Origin of the sequence: Mycobacterium sp. E2733 (genome assembly GCF_001667585.1) — a bacterium.
Lineage (GTDB): Bacteria > Actinomycetota > Actinomycetes > Mycobacteriales > Mycobacteriaceae > Mycobacterium.
Window position 1 is genome coordinate 1 of sequence record NZ_LZJZ01000113.1, and the last position, 2,945, is coordinate 2,945.

Sequence of the window (2,945 nt, forward strand, 5' to 3'; positions counted from 1 at the left end):
CGCTGCTGGTGATCGCGGTACTCATCGCGGGCGGTGTCTTCGCCGCCGTCAACGCCTCCCACCACCACAAGGCGACCGCCGCGTTCACCGGTATCTACACCGCCAACTTCGACCCGGAGACCTATCTCGACGGCAAACCGTTCGAAGGTGCGGTGCCGAAGACGGAAACCTGGGGCCTGCGCTCGGTGTGCCGCCCGGGCGGGTGCGTGGCCACCGCGGCACGGCGCAGCGGCGACACCACACTCGTGTCCACGTTGGTGTTCGACGAGATTGGCGGGCGCTGGCTGGCCGTCGGCCTCGGCCCCGGAACCTGCGGCAACACTCCAACCGAACGCTGGGAGGCGTTCACGCTGGAGCCCCGTCCCGACGGCACCCTGTCCGGCGACTACAGCTCGACGGCCAGCAATAACTGCGGAAACAAGCGGGCCGTGAGCTTCACCCGCACCGCAGATGTCGACGTCACCAGCCTGCCCGACCCGGCCGGCCAGCCGCCGCGGGTGGTGTCGGCGGCCGAAGCGCTGCACGGCCACTACCACGAGACAATAACCTTCGCGAACGGGGAGACACACGATTACGAATTCGCGGTCCGCACCGACTGTCTGCGCACCGGCGATCGGTGCATGAGCTACTTCCACTCCCCCGACGCTGCTAGTGCACTGGTCTTCGGCGGCGGGACGTGGGCCTACGACCACCAGTTCGACAAGCCGTGTCCGGGCGGCGGCACATACCACATGAACGTCACCGCGCGGTATCCGCTGCCGCAACCGCCCCGGGATCCGATCACGGTGCTGACGGCGCACGCCCACCTGGAACAGACCGGCTGCAAGGTCGGCCAAATCGATTTCGACGACAAGTTTGAGCGCACCGGCGACTAGAAAGTCACCCTTTCTGGGGCTTCTGCTCACGAAGGCTGGCGACCCAAGCGCAGCGGGCCCGGCCATAACGTGGACCCGTCTTCTGCTGGCTCGTCGATTTTGGCCGGGCATGCAGCCAGGGAGTCTGGGTCGCGGGCGCTGTTCGCGGTTGCGGTTGCGGTGGAATAGTTTCCGGCGAGCCGAGTGCCCTGTTCTGAACCCAACAACTAGACGGTATGGAGGCTGACTCGTGGCCGAAGGCCTCGGGCTGCAAACGGTCGTGGGTTGCCGGTGGCGGGTGAACACTCGCTCCGGTAGAGCCACAGTTGCAGACCAGGAGGCCTCCGGTGAGTTTCAACGGTACGAGTGTCGGGTTGGATGTGCACGCACTTTCGGTGGTTGCGCATGCCGTGGATGAGCAAACAGGACGTGTCGAGCGGGCACGGTTATGCCCGGATCACGGTGAGATCCTGGGCTGGCTTAACCAGCTCCGCGCTCCGGTGCGGGTGGCTTATGAGGCCGGTCCCACCGGGTTTGGGCTGGCACGCGCGTTGGCTGAGGCGCATATCGACTGCACGGTCGCTGCGCCGTCGAAGTTGATCCGCCCGGCCGGGGATCGGGTCAAGACCGATGCCCGTGACGCTGCGCACCTGACCCGGTTGCTGCGGCTGGGCGAGGTTACTGCGGTGAGCGTGCCCGAGCGGGAGGTGGAAGCAGCGCGGGATCTGGTGCGGGCCCGTGAGGACGCCCGGGCGGATCTGATGCGGGTGCGCCACCGGCTGTCCAAACTGCTGCTGCGCCAAGGCAGGGTGTATTCCGGTGGGCAGGCCTGGACTGGGGTGCACGAAATCTGGCTTCGTCGGCAGCGTTTCGATGACCGGCATACCGGGGCGGCTTTCGATCACCACTTCGATGCGGTCTTGAACGCCACCGCAGCCCGTGATCGTCTCGACACCCAAATCCTCGAGGTCGCGGCATTGCCGCGGTTCGCCGACACCGTCAATCGGCTGGGCTGTTTGCGTGGGATCTCGGCGCTGACTGGACTGGCCTTGACCGTAGAGATCGGTGACTGGAACCGGTTCACCGGTTCCTCGATCGGCGCCTATGTCGGCTTAGTTCCCACCGAATACTCCTCGGGAACATCGCGGGTGCAGGGATCGATCACCAAGGCAGGCAATGCTCACGTGCGCAGATTGTTGATCGAGGCGGCTTGGCATCACCGGGCGTCCTATCGCAACCCTGGCCCGACGATGCGGGCACGGTGGGCCAAGGTCGATCCAGCGCTCAAGGCACGCGGACATGCCGGCAACCGCCGTCTGCACCAGCAGTGGTGTCGCTTCATCGAACGCAAAAAGCCTCACGTTGTAGCCAATGTCGCCATCGCCCGCGAATTGGCCGGTTGGTGTTGGTCACTGGCCACCTTGCAGTGACCGCTGAAAAGTGACTTGGTCGGTGTCGGCTTGGGCCACGGCGAGGTAGGCGAACGGGATCTGCGTTACAGCTATGAGCAGCAACATGATTCACCGAATCGTGATGCGACGCCCGGTCTCTAGAGAGCAACCACCGTTCGCGCCGAACCATCGTCTTGCGGTACCCAACCCGCGCATATCAGTCTGACACCACCGTCGTTGACCAACGACCGCCACGAACCTGGCAGACACCGATCAAAGGAAAGCCGCCCCGGCACCACCGAGGCGGCTTTCACCTGCCTATTGACAAACAGTGCCTACATATCAGCTGTTTGTTCTGCGACACGAGTCGGTGCAGGCGATGCCGGCGCGGGTCGCCGCCCTGCGTCAGGGACCAATGCTCCTGGCAGGCGGGGACAAGTGGCCCTACGCCCAGCCTCGACGCGGCACGAGAATGAGAAGTCCCAGCTGGCGTTGATCGTTGCGGTGATCAGCGCACCGGGTGCGGCGAATTTCGTCGATGAGGGGCGAGCGGATGGTACCAGGGCAGACACCGGGGTCGGTGGCCGAGGGCACGCCGTTTGGGCGTTACCGGCTGATCGAGTTGTTGGGTCGCGGCGGGATGGGTGAGGTGTGGCGGGCCTATGACACCACCATGGATCGGGTGGTGGCCCTGAAGGTG

General features: G+C 65.1%; 1 protein-coding gene and 1 pseudogene. Both read left to right on the plus strand.

The window, feature by feature from the left end; translation table 11 throughout:
* Window positions 1–875 (plus strand): annotated as a pseudogene (locus A5678_RS27640) (serine/threonine protein kinase); the annotation flags it as partial.
* Between the two features lie 326 nt (window positions 876–1,201).
* Window positions 1,202–2,284 carry an IS110 family transposase gene (locus tag A5678_RS21360; protein ID WP_068046399.1) on the plus strand — a complete coding sequence of 361 codons (1,083 nt, stop codon included), beginning with the start codon at window positions 1,202–1,204 and terminating at the stop codon, window positions 2,282–2,284.
* Window positions 2,285–2,945 lie beyond the last annotated feature (661 nt).